14 protein-coding genes are annotated in these 16,111 nt (G+C 44.9%); 4 read left to right on the forward strand and 10 right to left on the reverse strand.

What is annotated here, in order from left to right:
* Nucleotides 1–16 precede the first annotated feature (16 nt).
* The 5 genes from FXV78_RS17215 to FXV78_RS17235 all read right to left on the reverse strand — a co-directional run bounded on the left by FXV78_RS17215 (nucleotide 17) and on the right by FXV78_RS17235 (nucleotide 6,675).
* Nucleotides 17–895 (reverse strand): NAD(P)-dependent oxidoreductase, encoded by an 879-nt coding sequence (locus FXV78_RS17215; protein ID WP_009244364.1) that lies wholly within the window; start codon nucleotides 893–895, stop codon nucleotides 17–19.
* A 14-nt stretch (nucleotides 896–909) separates the two neighbouring features.
* Nucleotides 910–1,575, reverse strand: a complete 666-nt coding sequence (locus FXV78_RS17220; RefSeq protein ID WP_004842677.1) for an LbetaH domain-containing protein — start codon at nucleotides 1,573–1,575, stop codon at nucleotides 910–912.
* Between the two features lie 18 nt (nucleotides 1,576–1,593).
* Entirely contained in the window at nucleotides 1,594–3,603 is a 2,010-nt protein-coding gene (locus tag FXV78_RS17225; RefSeq protein ID WP_004842675.1) for a DNA topoisomerase, read from the reverse strand.
* Between the two features lie 31 nt (nucleotides 3,604–3,634).
* Nucleotides 3,635–5,743 (reverse strand): polyphosphate kinase 1, encoded by a 2,109-nt coding sequence (gene ppk1, locus FXV78_RS17230; RefSeq protein WP_004842673.1) that lies wholly within the window; start codon nucleotides 5,741–5,743, stop codon nucleotides 3,635–3,637.
* A 68-nt stretch (nucleotides 5,744–5,811) separates the two neighbouring features.
* Nucleotides 5,812–6,675 carry a patatin-like phospholipase family protein gene (locus FXV78_RS17235; protein WP_004842670.1) on the reverse strand — a complete coding sequence of 288 codons (864 nt, stop codon included), beginning with the start codon at nucleotides 6,673–6,675 and terminating at the stop codon, nucleotides 5,812–5,814.
* Between the two features lie 197 nt (nucleotides 6,676–6,872).
* Here FXV78_RS17235 and FXV78_RS17240 point away from each other — a divergent pair, with 197 nt between their 5' ends.
* Nucleotides 6,873–8,507: an ABC-F family ATP-binding cassette domain-containing protein gene (locus tag FXV78_RS17240; protein ID WP_004842668.1), complete on the forward strand. Its 1,635-nt coding sequence runs from the start codon at nucleotides 6,873–6,875 to the stop codon at nucleotides 8,505–8,507.
* Nucleotides 8,508–8,563: 56 nt separating this feature from the next.
* Here FXV78_RS17240 and FXV78_RS17245 read toward each other — a convergent pair whose 3' ends face one another.
* Nucleotides 8,564–9,178: a histidine phosphatase family protein gene (locus FXV78_RS17245; RefSeq protein WP_039959645.1), complete on the reverse strand. Its 615-nt coding sequence runs from the start codon at nucleotides 9,176–9,178 to the stop codon at nucleotides 8,564–8,566.
* 160 nt (nucleotides 9,179–9,338) lie between these two features.
* Between FXV78_RS17245 and FXV78_RS17250 the strand changes: the two genes are divergently transcribed.
* Both FXV78_RS17250 and FXV78_RS17255 read left to right on the forward strand, forming a co-directional pair.
* On the forward strand, nucleotides 9,339–9,818 hold the full coding sequence (locus FXV78_RS17250) for an S-ribosylhomocysteine lyase (RefSeq protein WP_004842662.1): 480 nt from the start codon (nucleotides 9,339–9,341) through the stop codon (nucleotides 9,816–9,818).
* 14 nt (nucleotides 9,819–9,832) lie between these two features.
* On the forward strand, nucleotides 9,833–10,495 hold the full coding sequence (locus FXV78_RS17255) for a YczE/YyaS/YitT family protein (RefSeq protein WP_004842661.1): 663 nt from the start codon (nucleotides 9,833–9,835) through the stop codon (nucleotides 10,493–10,495).
* Nucleotides 10,496–10,499: 4 nt separating this feature from the next.
* Here the strand turns inward: FXV78_RS17255 and FXV78_RS17260 are convergent, their stop codons facing one another.
* Genes FXV78_RS17260 through FXV78_RS17270 form a run of 3 tightly spaced genes read right to left on the reverse strand, consistent with a single transcriptional unit; the run spans nucleotide 10,500 to nucleotide 13,771 of the window.
* Complete coding sequence (locus tag FXV78_RS17260) at nucleotides 10,500–11,054, reverse strand: DUF5662 family protein (protein WP_004842660.1); 555 nt, start codon at nucleotides 11,052–11,054, stop codon at nucleotides 10,500–10,502.
* 15 nt (nucleotides 11,055–11,069) lie between these two features.
* The gene (locus FXV78_RS17265; RefSeq protein ID WP_004842659.1) at nucleotides 11,070–12,758 is read right to left on the reverse strand and encodes an alpha-amylase family glycosyl hydrolase; all 1,689 of its coding nucleotides are present in this window, start codon (nucleotides 12,756–12,758) and stop codon (nucleotides 11,070–11,072) included.
* 11 nt (nucleotides 12,759–12,769) lie between these two features.
* Nucleotides 12,770–13,771 carry a sugar ABC transporter substrate-binding protein gene (locus FXV78_RS17270; protein ID WP_004842656.1) on the reverse strand — a complete coding sequence of 334 codons (1,002 nt, stop codon included), beginning with the start codon at nucleotides 13,769–13,771 and terminating at the stop codon, nucleotides 12,770–12,772.
* 168 nt (nucleotides 13,772–13,939) lie between these two features.
* Between FXV78_RS17270 and FXV78_RS17275 the strand changes: the two genes are divergently transcribed.
* Nucleotides 13,940–14,266 (forward strand): DUF1292 domain-containing protein, encoded by a 327-nt coding sequence (locus tag FXV78_RS17275; protein ID WP_004842655.1) that lies wholly within the window; start codon nucleotides 13,940–13,942, stop codon nucleotides 14,264–14,266.
* Nucleotide 14,267: 1 nt separating this feature from the next.
* On the opposite strand, the gene FXV78_RS17280 is transcribed toward FXV78_RS17275, so the two are convergent.
* Nucleotides 14,268–16,100: an ATP-dependent helicase gene (locus tag FXV78_RS17280; protein ID WP_004842654.1), complete on the reverse strand. Its 1,833-nt coding sequence runs from the start codon at nucleotides 16,098–16,100 to the stop codon at nucleotides 14,268–14,270.
* Between the last annotated feature and the right edge of the window lie 11 nt (nucleotides 16,101–16,111).

Here is a 16,111-nt window from a genome sequence, read left to right on the forward strand (position 1 = left end):
TCTGTTTGTCAACTCTTTATTCGTCTGCTTTTTCCTGTGTATACAATTTGAACAATGCCTGTGTTCCCTCGTCTCCAAGACCTTCTGCCTGCAGCTCTTCATACTCTGCCAGCACCTGACTTAAGACATTGAGATCCAGACCGCTTATATTGGATTCGATCAGCGCCAGTTTCATATCTTTGATAAAATGCTTCATAAAGAAGCCCGGGCGGTAATCTCCTTCCAGAATCTTCGGTCCGAACAGATCCAGCTGACGGCTTCCTGCCGCACCTGTAGACACAGAATGAAGCACTGTCTGCAGATCCAAACCTTTCGCCTGTGCATAAGCAAGTGCTTCACATACTCCGGAGAGCGCGCCTGCGATCATGATCTGATTCGCCAGCTTACAGTGCTGTCCGCATCCTGCCGCTCCCTGGTAGTTAATATTGGTTCCCATTGCTTCAAACAGAGGCATACATGCTTCAAAATCTTCTTTGTCTCCACCCACAAGGATAGAAAGTGTTCCTGCCTTTGCACCGGTATCTCCTCCGGTTACCGGGGCATCCAGAACATGAAATCCCCGCTTATTCCCCTCTTCATAAATCTTTTGGGCAATCTGCGGACTGGTGGTTGTCATATCGATCAGATACGCACCTTCTTTTGCGCTGTCCAGAATATTCCCTTGATCGAAATACACTTCTTCCACGTCCTGCGGAAATCCCACAATGGTGATCACTGCCTCACAGTCTTTCACGCAGTCTGCAATGCTGTCATGAAAAGTCACACCCTCTGCGATCACATCTTCTACCTTTGCTTTTGTTCTTGCATAAATGTGCAGATCAAAACCTGCCTTTTTCAAATTCCGCACCATGGATTTTCCCATGATCCCGACTCCGATAAACCCGATCTTTTTCATTTTATTTTCCCTCACTATTGTTTTTCTACAACTTCACCCTGTTTTTTATAAATGCTTTTCGCCGGTACAAATCCTCTCACAGAAGAAAGCGGATAAATGTTCGTATGGCTTCCCACAACGGTTCCCGGATTTAAGACACTTCCGCATCCCACTTCTACTTCATCGCCAAGCATAGCTCCGAATTTTTTCAATCCGGTCTCGATTTCACCTTCCGGTGTTTTTACAATTACCAGCTTCTTGTCTGACTTCACATTGGATGTAATAGATGCAGCACCCATATGCGATTTGTATCCGAGAATTGAGTCTCCCACATAATTGTAATGCGGAACCTGCACTTTATTGAACAGGATCACATTCTTCAGTTCTGTCGAATTTCCGACTACTGCCCCTTCTCCCACGATCGCATTGCCACGGATAAACGCGCAATGTCTGACCTCTGCTTCTTTTCCGATGATCGCCGGTCCCGTAATGGATGCGCTTTTTGCTACTTTCGCTGTTTTGGCGATCCAGATATTCTCTCCCTGTTTTTCATACTCCTCTTCGCTGAGTGTATTTCCCAGTTCCACAATAAATCGGGAGATTTTCGGAAGCACTTCCCACGGATAGGTCACTCCCTCAAAAATATCTTTTGCAATTGTCTCATCCAATGTATAAAGTTCTTTTACTGTCAGTTCTTTCATAAATTAACTCTCTCCTTTTTAATTCTCTTTTTTGCGCGATGTCCGGTTTGACGATACCGGTTTTTTATAATATTTTGCAGCCGCATCGTAAAATCCTTTCAGCTGATATTGATTGTTCAGCCGCTTTACGCCTTCTGTCCTGCTGATAATGAAATGATCCAGCTTCTGCATATACTCATCCGGAGTGATCTCTCCGTCTGCCACATACGTCAGCCCTTTCTCCCAGCTGGCCGTCAGTTCCGGATTCAAAAGCGAACGAATGGACTGGTTCACCACATCATACACCATCTCTCCCTGAAGAGTCGGAGTGATGATCTGGGTCTTCTTATTCAGGCTCAGATATTTGATATGGATCAGCTTTTTCAGAATTTCCGCTCTGGTGGCACTGGTTCCGATACCGCTTCCCTTGATCTGGGCACGCAGCTCTTCATCCTCAATCAACTGCCCCGCGTTTTCCATTGCAAGGATCATGGATCCGGAATTGTAGCGCTTCGGCGGAGAAGTCTCTCCTTCCTTCACATCCAGCGCACAAACCGGCAGGAGTGCCCCCTTTTTCAGATTCTGCACCACCTGGAAAAATTGTGGATCCATACTCTGTTCTCCTGCATTTTGCGGAATTCCCGCTACTTTCAGATACCCTTCTTCTGCCAGAACCTTAAAATTCGAGAAAAAGCTCTCCTCCCGTATCTTTACAGTCACCGCTACTTTCTGATATACAGCGGGCGGATAAAAAATACTCAAAAACCGTTTTACAACACAGTCATACACATTCCTTGCCGCCTGGGAGACCGACGAAAGTGCCGAAAGTCCCTGTCCAGTCGGAATGATCGCATAATGATCGGTAATCTGTTTATCATTGACATAACGGGTCTTTACCAGGTTCTTATACGTTCCCATAGCCGCGATTTCTTTTAAATATACTGCCACGGACCCGTATTTTGACAGCCCGTTCAGATTTTTACTGATTTCCTTTGCAACAGCAGTAGACAACACTCTGGCATCTGTTCTCGGATAGGTCACCAGCTTCTTTTCGTATAATTCCTGCACGATCCGCAGTGTCTCATCCGGACTGATCTTAAACCGCTTGGAACAATCATTCTGCAGTTCCGCAAGATTATAAAGAAGCGGTGGGTTCTTCTTCTCTTTCTTCTTTTCGATCGCCGCTATCTGTCCTGTGACAGGCTCTTTCTCCTTCAGATATGCGATCAGCTCCTGCGCCTTTTCTTTTTGTTTGAATCCATTCTCTTTGTATAGGTCAAACGATTCGAAATAGCGGGAGCCTTTGACCGCTTTCCATTCTCCCTCAAATGTTTTTCCCTCAGCTTCCAGAGTCGCAAGCACACGATAAAATGGTGTTTTTACAAATTCACGGATTTCCCGCTCTCTTCGCACTACCATCCCCAGCACGCAGGTCATCACCCGTCCCACTGAGACTACCGCATACTTTGTCTTCAAATATCCGGAAATACTGTTTCCGTATTTTAATGTCAGAAGTCTGGAAAAATTAATCCCCATCAGATAGTCCTCTTTTGCGCGGAGATAGGCCGAAGCGCTCAGATTATCATACTCTGATAAGTCCTTTGCCTGCCGGATCCCGCGAAGAATCTCCTCCTCCGTCTGCGAATCGATCCAGACCCGTTTTCTTTGTTTTCCTGTCACATGTGCTTCCTGCTCCACCAGCCGGTAGATATACTCTCCTTCCCGTCCGGAGTCGGTACACACGTAGATCGTGTCCACATCCTGTCTGTTTAAAAGGGAGCTGACGATCTGGAACTGCTTTGCCACTCCCGGGATCACTTCATACTGAAACTCCTGCGGAAGAAACGGCAGTGTGTTCAAACTCCATTTTTTCAGTGCCGGATCATACACTTCCGGATAACTCATGGTCACTAAATGTCCCACACACCAGGTTACGATGGCTTCTTCTGATTCCAGATACCCGTCCTTTCGCTTTGCATTTAATTTTAAAGCCTTTGCAAACTCCTGCGCCACACTTGGCTTTTCTGCGATATATACTGCTTTCCCCATTCTTATTTATACAATCATCTTTCTGTTTATTCTATTCTTTCTGAAACAACCGTCTCATCTTCTGAAGAAACGTCTGTTTCTGTGGTTTCTTCTCCACTCGTTTTGCCATCAGTGCTTCTTTCATGAAGATTTCCTGTGAATTGATGGCTTTTCCTTCTACCTTCTTTTTGCGGTAGGTTCCGTCACTTGTCATCGCTCTTGCTTTGACATTATCTGCAAGCATTACATGCAGGTTTCTCACCAGCCGTTTTTTGATCTCCTCGTTGAGAATCGGACATGCCACTTCCACCCGTTTCTCCGTGTTTCTGGTCATCATATCCGCAGAACCGATGTACACTTTCTGCTCTGCTCCCGTGCCGAACACAAACACTCTCGGGTGTTCCAGATAGCGGCCTACAATACTGGTCACAGTCAGATTCTCTGTCTCTTCTGCAATTCCCGGCAGAATACAGCAGATTCCACGCACGATCAGATCCACCTTCACACCTGCTCTGGAAGCCTCTGCCACCTTCCGGATAAAATCCATATCCGTCACAGAATTCATCTTCATCACAATCCGTCCCTGTTCGCCCCTTTGAATCTCTTCATCCATCAACGCCAGAACCTTCTGCTTCAAACTGGTCGGAGATACGATCAGATTCTTATAGGTTCCATCCAGATTCCCAATGGACATATTCTTAAAAAATACTGCTGCATCCTCTCCGATCGACTGATTCGCAGTCATCAGCGAATAATCCGTGTACAATTTTGCGGTCTTCTCATTGTAATTTCCGGTTCCGATCTGTGTGATATATTTGATCTCATTTTTACTGCGGTATGTAATCAGACAAATTTTGGAATGTACTTTATATCCGTCAAACCCATAAAGTACCCTGCAGCCGGCCTCTTCCATCCGTTCTGACCATTCAATATTATTCTGCTCATCAAACCGGGCCCGCAGCTCGATCAGAGCGGTCACTTCTTTTCCATTTTCTGCCGCTGCACACAGATATTCTACCAGTCTTGTCTTTTTGGCAAGACGATAGATCGTAATCTTAATGGTCATCACATCCGGATCTGTGGATACCTCTTTGATCAGCTTCAAAAACGGATCCATGCTTTCATATGGATAGGACAGAAGAATGTCCCGTTTCTTTACCTGAGCCATCACGCTTCCTTCTCCCACCTGTGCGGCAGGCTGTGGAGCAAATGGTACATCAACCAATGATCGTTTCATGGAAACAGGTACTTTATCCATAATTGAAAAGATATAATCCAGTTTCATCGGAATTTTCGTTCTAAAAATGCAGGCAGGCGTAATTTTGAATTTCTCACAGAGATATTTCTCTGTCTCTTTATTCAGCGGATTGGCCACTTCCAGACGTACCACTGCCATTCTTCTGCGCTTATTCAATGTCTCCTTCATTATATAGCGAAAGTCTTCATTGTCCGCATAGTTCTCATCGTCAGGAGAAATGTCCGCATTTCTTGTGACACGGATGTATGTGATATCCGATACCTGATACTGTTCAAACACAAGATCCAGATACTCCATGATCACTTTTTCCATCCGGATATAACGAATGTCATGTCCCGGCAGATAAATCACATCTGAAATAAACTGAGGAACAGGAACGATCCCCATCATTTTTTTCTCTTCAAAACGAAGCGTTGCGATCACATACAGTTCTTTATTGAGCAAATGTGGAAACGGATGATTTGCGTCTACGATCTGTGGGGAAAGCAGTGGAAGCACCTGTTCTTTGAAATAATGTTTGACATACTTTTTTTCCTGTGCCTCCAGCTCTTTGAAATCCAGCCCACAGACCCCGTATGGATGCAGCTGTTTTTTTATCTCCGCATACGTCTTATCCCGCTCTTTATAAAGCGGGGCCACTGCCTCATAAATCTTATCTAACTGTTCTTTCGGAGTCATCCCCGATCTGCTGTCTAATGTCTTGCTGTCCACAGATGCCATATCGTAGAGACTTCCTACCCGAATCATAAAAAACTCATCCAGGTTACTGGTGAAGATCGATACAAATTTCATCCTCTCCAGAAGCGGAACACTTTCATCTTGCGCTTCTTCCAGCACTCTCTGATTAAAGCGCAGCCACGACAATTCCCTGTTCTGTGTGTAATTCAAAATTTCTTTTTTCATATGTTTCTCCTTCTGCCGGTTTCACATGAATACTCCACATTGTATCATGTTTTCCATGCAAAATATACCTATTTTTCGAGATACTCCATGAGACGGTCATACTCTCTTTCCATCAGATCATATCCGTGATGATAAAATGCCATCAGATGCTCCTGACTTCTCTCCAGTCTGGACACCGGCTTTACCTGCGGCCGGATCACAAAAATCTTGCCTTCTCTCTCCAGATTCTCCAGCTCATTCAGCGTCCGGTTGTAATACGGTGCACGCCGCAAAAGAGTCCGCAGAAGATTCGGATAAGATCTGTAGGCTCTGCGATACATCCTCTCCACCGCTTTTGAAACCGCCTTCTTGCGATATCCCCGATTTCTTGTCAGAACAACGATGATCTTCTCATTTCCAATATCCAGCGCTCTTTGGATCGGAATAGAATCCGCAAGTCCTCCATCCAGATACGGGATCCCATCAATATTTACGATCGGACAAAGCAGCGGCATACTGGAGGATGCCCGGCAGATTTTCATCAGCCTGTCGGGATCCTGCACCTCATCCATGTACTCCGCTTTTCCCGTCACACAGTTTGTCGTGACCAGCTCACAGTTCATCTCTGACTGAAAATAAGTATCAAAATCAAAAGGATAAATCTGTTTTGGATAAATATCAAAAATCATATCCATATTCATCAGACTTTTTTCTTTTATAAATTTACGCACCCCGTAATAATAGGACAGATTCTTATCTGTGGGGATCATACAGTCTCTTGTCCGTCCGGGCTGCCTTGACACATAGTCCACCGCATTGCAGGCTCCTGCCGAAACACCGATCACATGAGAAGTGTAAAACTCCTGCTCCATCAGATAATCCAGTACTCCCGATGTAAATACGCCTCTTGTTGCTCCGCCTTCTAATACCAAAGTTGCTTTTTGCATATCCATCCCTCACTTTCTTTGTTCCATTATATACTTTTTCCACTTTTTCGCAAACTCCTAATCCTGTTAAATTTTTGCAAAAACACAATATTTCTTTGTTTATTTCATAGAAAGCATACTCCTGACCTTGCCATGTCGTGGGTTCTCATGTTAAGATAAGCGTTGGAATTATTACTTTATATAATAAATAAGGAGTAAAAAATATGATTAGTGCAAACAATGTCACTCTGCGCGTCGGGAAAAAAGCGCTGTTTGAAGATGTCAATATTAAATTTACCGAAGGCAACTGTTATGGTATGATCGGAGCCAACGGTGCCGGAAAATCTACTTTTTTAAAGATTTTGTCCGGACAGATCGAGCCTACCAAAGGGGAAGTAAACATCACTCCCGGAGAGCGTCTTTCTTTCCTGCAGCAGGATCACTACAAATACGATGAATATCTGGTACTGGACACCGTCATCATGGGGAATGCACGTCTGTACGAGATCATGAAAGAAAAAGAAGTCATCTATGCAAAAGAAGATTTCACAGATGAGGACGGAATCAAAGCAAGTGAGCTGGAAGCAGAATTCGCAACCATGAACGGCTGGGAAGCAGAATCTGACGCTGCAACTCTGCTCAACGGACTCGGCATTGAGACAGACCTCCACTACAAATACATGAAAGACTTAAAGGGTGCAGAAAAGGTAAAGGTTCTTCTTGCTCAGGCTTTGTTCGGTAATCCTGACATCCTGCTTCTTGACGAGCCGACCAACCACCTGGATCTGGATGCGATCGCATGGCTGGAAGAGTTCCTGATCAACTTTGAGAACACAGTCATTGTGGTATCCCATGACCGTTACTTCTTAAACAAGGTCTGCACACAGATCGCGGATATCGACTATGGAAAGATCCAGCTCTATGCCGGAAACTACGACTTCTGGTATGAATCCAGCCAGCTTCTGATCCGTCAGATGAAAGAAGCCAACAAAAAGAAAGAAGAAAAGATCAAAGAGCTGCAGGACTTTATTTCCCGGTTCAGCGCCAATGCTTCCAAATCCAAACAGGCAACATCCAGAAAACGTGCCCTGGAAAAAATTGAACTGGATGAGATCAAACCATCCAGCCGTAAATACCCTTACATTGATTTCCGTCCAAACCGTGACATCGGAAACGAAGTGCTGACCGTGGAAGGACTTTCCAAAACCATCGACGGAGTCAAGATTCTGGACAACCTGACATTTACACTGAACCACGATGACAAGGTTGCATTTGTAGGCGGAAATGAGCTTGCAAAAACAGTTCTGTTCAAAATCCTGATCGGTGAGATGGAACCGGATGAAGGTACTTACAAATGGGGAATCACGACTTCACAGGCTTACTTCCCGAAAGACTTCGGCGGAGAGTTCGATAACGATTACACCATCACAGAATGGCTGACACAGTACTCTGAAAACAAGGATGCCACCTATGTGCGGGGGTTCCTCGGAAGAATGCTCTTCTCCGGAGAAGATGGTGTGAAGAGATTAAAAGTCCTCTCCGGTGGTGAGAAGGTACGCTGCCTGCTCTCCAAGATGATGATTTCCGGCGCAAATGTTCTGTTATTAGATGAACCTACCAACCATCTGGATATGGAATCCATCACTGCGCTCAATAACGGTATGATCAAATTCCCGGGAGTACTCTTATTTACTTCCCGTGACCACCAGATCGTGCAGACGACTGCAAATCGTATCATGGAGATCGTACCGGGCGGAAAACTGATCGATAAGATCACAACTTATGACGAATATCTCGAAAGCGATGAGATGGCAAGAAAGCGCCAGACTTACACTGTCGAGACAGAAGAGGAAGATTAGAACATTAAAAATACGGAAAGAATCCCCGGATGTTGGGTTCTTTCCGTATTTTTGTTTTAATAATATAGTTTATCTTCTTCGATAATTTTGGGGATGCCCCCCTCTACTTCCACGATCGTCACCGCACAGTTCTTTGGCACTCCCATCTGCCAGAATTTTGCCGGACTCCATTCATTTTTGATACAGTTTTTCATTGCCGTGACTGCAGCACCATGCGTAGAAAGCAAAATCATCTTATCCTGCAATTCTGGATTTTGATATAACGCTTTCAGAAAGCCGTCCACTCTCTCCATCAACTGTCCAACGGACTCACCCTCTCCCTTTGGGATGTAATTTGCAGTATCATCAAAGAACTTCACAAACTCCGCACTCTGCGGATCCAGACCTTCTCCTCGGTACACAATGCCTTCATAATCACCAAAGCAGATCTCCTGTATCTGAGGTTCCTCGATCAAGGGGATCTTTCTCCCCTGCAAAACAATCTGTGCTGTTTCTTTTGCTCTGGATAAAGGGGACGTATACGCCAGATCAAAAGAAATCCCCCGCAGTCCTTCTGCTGTCTTTTCTGCCAGTTCTCTTCCATATGCATTGAGAGGAATATCTGCTCTCCCCTGCACTTTCTTCGCTTTATTCCAATTCGTTTCGCCATGTCGTACCATATATAATCTCACCGTTGTTTTCCTCCTAAGATATGTTCTTTTATCCGATCACTCTGTCCCTTAGTATACGCATATTTCCTGTCTCCCGTCAACCGTTCTTTGTTCCTTTCCGCTTGCAAATTCGCCTGATTTTGTCTATAATAATGACACATAAAAAAACAAGGAGATTACCATGGAAAAAATTACAAGCTTTACGATCGATCACATCAAACTGACTCCGGGACTTTACGTTTCCAGAAAAGATCTTGCAGGAGATACCCCGGTTACCACGTTTGATATCCGTATCACAAATCCCAATGAAGAACCTGTTCTAAATACTGCAGAAGTACATACCATCGAGCATCTTGCCGCTACCTTTCTTCGCAACCATGCAGAATATGGCCCAAAAACACTCTATTTCGGACCAATGGGATGCCGCACCGGATTCTATCTGCTTCTTATCGGTGATTATGAATCCTGCGATATTCTTCCTTTGATGAAAGAGATGTTTGCTTTTATCGCATCTTACGATCAGGAAGTTCCCGGAGCCTGTGCAAAAGACTGCGGAAACTTTCTGGATATGAATCTGCCGATGGCCAGATTTGTTGCACGAAAATACCTGACTCAGGTTTTGAATAAAATCACCGAAGAGCAACTCGTTTATCCACAATAGAACAGGAGCATATCATGGGGAAAAAACAAACATTTGCATCTGATACTTCCCAGCGAAGTATCACCGACTGGATTCGTGCACTCCTGGTTCTTCTTTTGGGGCTGATCATTGCGCATCTTGGTGTTACGCTCTTTTTGCTCTCGGCACTTGGCACCGATACTTTCACAGTATTTATTCAGGGGTTATCCCGGGTTGCAGGATTGTCTGTCGGAACTGTGCACGTCATTGTTCTGTGTATTTTGATGGTTCTGATGTTGTTAACAACCAAAGGATATGTCAAACCCGGAACCATTGTCTGTGCATTTTGCGGAGGCCCTATCATTGACTTTTTCACCTGGTGTTTCAAAGAATACATCAATGCTTCTTCAGGAATGCCGGTTCGTATCATCAGCGTTCTGGTCGGATGTGCGATTCTCTCTTTGGGAATGTCTGTTGTAATCAACAGCAATGCCGGCACCGGACCGAATGACCTGGTTGCCATCATCCTCTCCGACAAACTCGAACGGATTGAATTTCGCTGGATACGAATGGGATGTGATGCTTTCTTTGTAAGCCTCGGATTTATCCTTGGCGGTACAGTTGGTGTCGGAACAATTATCGCCATTTTTCTGACAGGACCTATGGTTCAGTTTTGGCTTCCAAAAACAAAAGTTTTACTGCAAAAAATCAGAGTGTAAAGCATCATGCTTTACACCCTGATTTTTTATCACCTTTTTTTAAAACTTCCTGCCGGATATACAAAAAAGTTTTCTCCTCACCCTGTTTTGCCAACATGATCAACAGTTTTTCAAGCAGCGCTTCTGTTTCCTCATGCATCAGATACTGCCCTTTCCCTCCCAGGAAATAATCCAGAGGATCCCGGTCTGTATAGGCAGTTCCGCGATATACCTTGCTTGCAGCAATTCGGTCCAGAAACATCTCCACCACATAATTGACCGGCATTTTCATTCCTTCGAGCACGGCACCATGCGTTCCGTAATCAATCCAGTATTCATAATGATGCTTATTGCGCCCTTTATGATGCAGCCAGGCAGAAGAATACCCCTTTTCCTCCCGCTCTGCATTATTCGGACTTCTGGTTCCCTGGTAATATCGACACCCCACACGAAACTCTGTCCATCCGTATTTTGACAGATCATGGAGCAGCCCCTGTCTGTACAAACCTACCTGAAAGCATGCCTTCATCACAAGGAGCTTATGTTTTGTGATCGTACCAAAATGTCGGAGTGCGTTCATCTCTGAATTTCCTTTCTATCTGCCTTGCAGCAGAATTATTGTCCTTGCCTTTACCTCTATCATCTTCTGCTCTTTCAGACACTCTGCCTCATCTGGCACCTCTTCTGTTCCTGCAACCTGATACCATTTCATTTCCTTTTTCAGAGCCGGAAGAGCAAATTCGTGTGCTTCCCAGTGCATATTATATGCGACAAACCAAAATGTATCTTCCCAGCTGTAGAGAACTCCAAGCTGTCTGCTGACTACTGCATCCTGTACCTGCCATGCACTTTCTCCGTGATAAGAGACATCCGGAATCCCGCACGCTGTCCGATCCAGGCCAAGCAGTGCCTGTCTTTGATGAAAGACAGGATTGGATTTTCTAAGGGCGATCAATCGTTTCACAAATCGAAACAGATCTTCATAACTTTTCTGTCTTCCCCAGTTCAGCCATGCGGTCTCATTGTCCTGACAATACACATTGTTATTCCCATCCTGTGTGTTTCCAAACTCATCTCCCGCCAGAATGCATGGTGTTCCCTGCGAAAGCAGAAGCAGAAGAAAAGCATTCTTCATCTGATTTTTGCGAAGTGTCATCACACTTCTTTTTCTGCTTGGTCCTTCCGTACCGCAGTTCCAACTGTAATTATAATCCGGACCGTCCTGATTGCGCTCTCCGTTTGCCTCATTATGCTTCCCGTCATAAGAGACCAGGTCACAGAGTGTAAACCCTGTATGTGAAGTAATGTAATTACAGCAGCCGTCTTCTGGGGTCCGGCGGCAGAGCTGTCGTATCACTTCTCTGACCATGCCTTCATCTCCCTTTAAAAACCTGCGCATACTGTTCTGGAAGCCCTCTTCTTTTTTGAAGATCTTTGCTCCCTTTAAGATCGGATCCGCATTCAGACTGTCCCATGGCACATTGTAAGGATTCACCACAAACCCATCCACATGATACTCCAGAAGATAAAAACGAAGACATTCCAACACAGTCTGGGGAAGAATCTTTTCTGTAAACGGCATTTCCAGAACAACTTCGATTCCTGCTTTGTGGCACGCTTTTACCAGATCTTTTAATTCTGTCTGTGCATCATCAAAAGCTGCATATGCGGCTTTCGGTGCAAAATAATATCCTGTGCCATAGCCCCAGTAATTCCGGTAGCTTCCCATATCTTCCTGAAACTCATACACCGGCATACACTGAATCTGATTGATGCCAAGCTCTTTCAAATATGGTAATTTTTCCCGGACACCCAGAAATGTCCCTTTATGCTTTACTCTGGAGGAAGAGTGCATCGTAAAGCCTCTTACATGCAGACTATACGCGATCACATCCTGCACAGGAATCTGTGGTCTTTTATCCCCTTCCCAGTCATATCCTCTCTGCAGAAATCTTCCTCTTATCTGATGCCGGTTGAATTCCCAGCCGGTACCGAACATTTTATGTCCCGCGATCTCTCTCACGTAAGGATCCAGACAGACCGTTCCGTCAATTCTGTAATTATACTCATACTGGGTTTCCTCCAGATCTTCCAGCGCCAGGAAGCGGACTTCTCCGATTCCTTCTTCTGCCGGCATTTCGATTACCTGATCTGGTTCGCTTTCGCCCTTTTTATACAAGAGCAGTTCGCAAGATACGTCTTTTGGAACACATACTGCAAGATTCACACTTCTGCCTCTTCTGGAAGCTCCAAAAGGCTGTGGATATCCTTCTGTTTTTTTCATATATTTATTCCTCACTGCCAGCCATTTGTTCCATACATCTCAACATTATCTTTCCCGATAAAAAATGTATCGATATACGTTGTTTTCTCATAATCCTCATCATTCAAAATAGCCTCGCCAATCTTTGCCGCCTGCTTTCCAACATTGATCGGAGACTGCGCTCCGGTCCCGGCGATCATTGACTTTTCATCTGTAAGTTCACTTTTCATCTCCGGTGAGCCGTCCACTCCATAAATCTTCAGACTGCTTTTTCCTGCCTCTTTTGCTGCCTGAAGTGCACCGAGTGCCATCTGATCATTTCCGCACATCACAGCATCTACCTGTGGATTTTCTGCCAAAATCTGTGCCATTTTCTCCTTTGCACTCTCCTTGGTGCCGCCGGCATCTGCACGCGCCACTACTTCAAATCCTGCATTTTTGATCGCTTCTTCAAATCCTGTGATACGCTCATTCACTGAGTTCTGGGACGGGCATTCCAAAAGCACTACTTTTCCGCCGTCCGGGCACTGTGTCTTCAAATTCTCACCGCAGACTGCACCTGCATTTTTATTGTCAGAGCCGATATACGCAGCTGTCAGATCTGTGTCCTTCACCTGCGTATCCACATTGATGACCGGAATATCTGCCTCATCCAGGGCTTCCAGCGCAGGCTTGATCGCTTCCCAGTCTACCGGTGCGAGAAAGACTGCATCCACTCCTTCATCGATCATCTCCTGAATCTGCTGGATCTGCTTATTCACATCTCCGTCCGGATTTTTTACCACCAGGGTATCTCCCTTTGCTTCCAGTTCCCCTCGGATCGATTCTTTTACAACATCATAATATGGATTATAAATATCAATGCAGCTGTAGCCAAATGTGTGCCCTTCTGATGTTTCTGTATCCTGTGCCTGCTCGTCCTCATTTTCTACTACAGCGTTATCTTCCGGTGTACCCACATTCTTTTTGCATCCGGAAAGTACCATACAACCGAACATAACTGTCACAAAGACTCCCAAAATTTTTCTCTTCATCTATTGTCCTCCTGATTGCTAAGACTCTGTTTTTCCAACATATATGCATAATCTATTTTATTCTACCCTGTTTTTCAGCATTGTCAATAGAAAGAACCTGATGTTTTTCTTGCTTTTTCCTCTGGTTTTTGTTAGAGTAGGCATATCAAGAAAAAAGGAGAACGTGCTATGAGCGAAAACATGAATGAAACAATGAATGAAAACGAAGGTGTAACAGTTACTCTGACACTGGACAATGACGAGACACTGGAGTGTGCCGTCCTGACGATCTACGAAGCAGCCGGCAGACAGTACATCGCACTCCTTCCGCTCGATGAGAACGGAGAAGAGTCCGAAGAAAGCGATGTGTACATCTACCGTTTCTCTGAGACAGAAGACGGTGAGCCGAACCTGGAAAACATCGAAGATGACGACGAGTACGATGCTGCTGCCGACAAATTCGATGAGTGGATGGATTCCCTGGAATTTGACGAGATCGATCTTGACGCTGAGTAAGTCAGACGCCCTCGAACAGTTCCTCTACAAAGCGGGAAGGAGAGATCTCCTTTCCGTTTTTTATTTTCACATATGTGATTTTCAGCACATCTTTTGCCCGGGTCATTCCCACATAGAACAGCCTGCGCTCTTCTTCTACATTCTGCTCTTTCTCTGCTTTCTGATATGGAATTCGTCCCTCGTTTGCCTCGATCAAAAACACCGTATGAAACTCCAGCCCTTTGGACGCATGCAATGTCATCAGACGGACACCCTCCTGGTTCTGTTCTTTTTGCTGTTCTTTCTTTTTCAGTGCTTCCGTATATTCTTCCACATGGACAAACCACTCTTCCATCGTCTGAAACGGCTTTGCCGCCTCTTCAATCTCAGAGAGTACTTCTCTTAAATCCGCAGCTTTCATGTTTTTCGTAGTCGCATATTCCCGCAGAAATTCGTCATATCCGATTTTTTTCTTCAAATACTGGATTGCCGCATATGGAGCCATTTTCGCAAGCATTTTCAAATCCCATTCAAACTGGTCGATCCGGTCCTGCATCCACTCTTTATCACAATAGAATTTCCGCATCTCCTCAAAAGAAACCACTCTTCCCGGGAGGCAGTCTCTTCCCAGATACCGTTTCGGACGATTCATGACCTGCAGGAAATCTTTGCGCTCACGCTGCCCCATTGCCAGCCTGAAATATGCCATAATATCTTTTGCAATAAAATGATTGTACAGATTCGGCAGATGTTCCCGCATCTGGAATGGAATCTTTTCATCGATCAGAGCTTCCACAACCGCCCTCGCATCTGTGTGAACACGAAAGAGTACTGCGATTTCCTCTGCCAAAATTCCTGTTTCCATCTGTTTTTTGATCTGTTCCACCACATAAGAAGCTTCCTCCACCGGATCTTTCACTTCCTGTACATGCAGTGTCTCCCCACTTTCTTTCCATGCCCGGATTTTTTTGTCAAACCGTACCTCGTTGTTTGCGATCACTTTCAGAGAATTTTTGACAATATTTTTCGAAGACCGGTAGTTTACATCCAGGAGAAGCTGTTTTGCATCTGGAAAGTCCTTCTGAAACTGAAACATCAGTCTGGAATCCGCTCCGCGAAATCCATAGATCGACTGGTCATCATCTCCTACCACAAACAGATTGTTTTCAGGCGCCGCAAGCATCCGGATGACATCATACTGCACCTGATTGATATCCTGAAATTCATCGATCAGAATATAGCGAAACTTCTCCTGCCATTTTTTCAGAATATCCGGCCGTTTTATGAACAGGTCTCTGCACAGCAGCAGCATATCATCAAAATCAATTTTCCGCTCTTCGTTCCGTTTTCTTTCGTATTCTCTGTATATCTCCCGGAAAGTTTCCTTCCCGCAGATCGTCGTCTCATATTCTTCAATCTTCAGCCCGTTGTTTTTCACGATCCCGATCTCAGAAATAATTTCTTTCAGGAAATCTTCCTCTTCAAATTCATCAATCTCTTTTCTGTTGACGATCTGAAGCAGCATCTGCCGTTTTTCTTCCTCTGACAGAATATTCTCCGGTCCGAACCGATATGCCCACTTTAAAATCCCATAATAAATTCCATGAAATGTTCCGAAGGTGACAGCAGGGCGAGTCCCCTTCATCGCTGAAAAAAAGCGGTTCTTCATCTCCACTGCTGCATATTTGGTAAATGTGATGACCAGAATCTCTTCCGGACTTACATGATACGTCTGGATCAGCTTCTGGATCCTGCCCACGATCGTGAGCGTCTTTCCGGAACCCGGTCCCGCAAGAACAAGACACGGTCCCTCATTGTGAGAGACCGCCTCCTGCTGAGCCTGATTAAAACTCATAAATACCTCTT

Source organism: Mediterraneibacter gnavus ATCC 29149, assembly GCF_008121495.1.
Taxonomy (GTDB): domain Bacteria; phylum Bacillota; class Clostridia; order Lachnospirales; family Lachnospiraceae; genus Mediterraneibacter; species Mediterraneibacter gnavus.